Raw genomic sequence first — 1,934 nt, forward strand, 5'->3', positions numbered from 1 at the left:
CGAGAAATCCGACGCTGTCTGAAACGCTTCATCGCCCGCCGAGTTTTCAAAACCCTCAATGCCTCAGCAATAGCCATGCACGACGGTTGACAATCATTGTGAAGCTAGAAGTGGCTGGTCTGGGACTGGCTGGCCGGGTAGGTTGTTTGGCACATCATCGTGGTTGTGACTCATGACAAAATCGACCTTCAGGTTGGATTGTCTTGCTTGTGAACTGTCCGATCGTGGTGATGGGCCGGCACCGCCCGGTCCACTTCAGTGGCTTGATTAGAAGCATGTCCAACGCAGCATCGTTGTGACTCATCACAGTATTGCCCTGTCGTGTTTTCCCGCCGGGCGTGGTGCCAGCCGATAGCGACCGAAATACGGTCCGCGATTGGAACCGAGAGGAAAACATCGCTATGTCCACTATCGTCGCACATCACTACCCGTATGTCATCGGTGCTGACACCCACGCAGCGACACATACCTTTGCAGTGCACACCGGCGCCGGAGAACATCTAGATACCCAAACGTTTCCAACAACCCATGCAGGCATCTACCGCGCACTGGCCTGGGCAGGTCTCCGCACCAACGGCGACTTGGATGTTCTGTGGGTAATTGAAGGCATCGGCAGCTATGGGGCAGAACTGACCAAAGCAGTCCAAGACACGGGCTACACGGTCGTGGAAGCCGCCAGGATGAGTAACAAAACCCGTCGCGGTATCGGCAAAACGGACCCCATCGATGCCCAGCGTATCGCCACCGCGGTGCTACCGCTCAGCATCGATCGGCTGCGCAAGCCCCGCGACAACCAGGGCCTCCAGGCCGCGTTGAAAACCTTACTGGCCGCAAGAGATCACATTTCACGCGAACGCACCAAAATCGCCAACGCGCTGACCTCACTGCTGCGGACTATTGATCTAGGGGTTGATGCTCGCAGAGCACCAGGCAAACGAATAATCCACCGTATCGCGGCCTGGCGCAGCCGAGACGAACCCTTCGCCCACGCCACGGCACGAACCGAAGCCATTCGGTTGGCCAAACGATTTCAGGTCGCTGAGACCGACCTGAAAACCAACGATGCCCACATCACCGAACTCGTCGACCACAGCCCCGCTGTAGGCCTGACCCAAGAGACCGGTATTGGCGCATTTACCGCTGCCACCGCATTGGTGGCATGGGGCTACCCAGGCAGATTACGAAATGAAGCTGCCTTCGCTGCGCTGGCAGGCACCAGCCCGCTACAAGCCTCCTCCGGCAAAACCGTCCGACACCGTTTGAATCGTGGCGGTGACCGCAAACTCAACCGTGCCCTCACGATGGCCACAATGCACCGCATGCGATTCGACCCAGAAACCCGCGCTTATGCTGAAAAACGCCGAGCGGAAGGCAAAACCGACCGAGAAATCCGACGGTCACTCAAACGGTATCTCGCTCGACGGATCTACCGCCACCTCAACCAAGCCATGAGTATTCACCAAGGGGGTTGACATCTATAGAAGCTTCAGAAGAGTCGGCCTGTTCAGAGCCATAGGTTGGTGCCAGATGAGACCGGCAGTGGTGCCGGTGGGCGCCGGTGATGGTGTTGTTGGGAGCCACCGACGCCCACCACTGGAGTTAGGCGTTGATGTTGGCGGTATGTTCTCGCATATTGTAGCTTCCGGTTTCTACCCAGATGGTGTTGTGCACGATCCGGTCCATGATGGCATCGGCGTGGACTCCTGATCCCAGGCGTTGATGCCAGTCTTTTTTGGCGTATTGGGTGCAGAACACTGTGGAGGCGTTATCGTAGCGGCGTTCTAGCAGTTCCAGCAGCATGCTGCGCATCGACTCATTGGGTGAGTCCAGGAGCCATTCGTCTTATGTAAAGCAAAAGATTATGCGAAGTTCACCACGGCTGGGGCCGTATTCTCGACTTTGTCGTGAGTGTTGCTTCGCATAATCTATTGGTT

The 1,934-nt window shown here is 56.8% G+C and carries 1 protein-coding gene and 1 pseudogene; one reads left to right on the top strand and one right to left on the bottom strand.

Annotated features, from left to right (window positions below; translation table 11 throughout):
* Positions 1 to 401: 401 nt before the first annotated feature.
* Positions 402 to 1,472: an IS110 family RNA-guided transposase gene (locus ACYVJT_RS15195; protein ID WP_343955404.1), complete on the top strand. Its 1,071-nt coding sequence runs from the start codon at positions 402 to 404 to the stop codon at positions 1,470 to 1,472.
* Positions 1,473 to 1,599: 127 nt separating this feature from the next.
* Here the strand turns inward: ACYVJT_RS15195 and ACYVJT_RS15200 are convergent.
* Positions 1,600 to 1,842: pseudogene (locus ACYVJT_RS15200) on the bottom strand (ATP-binding protein); the annotation flags it as partial.
* Positions 1,843 to 1,934 lie beyond the last annotated feature (92 nt).

The organism is Yaniella soli (genome assembly GCF_054782375.1).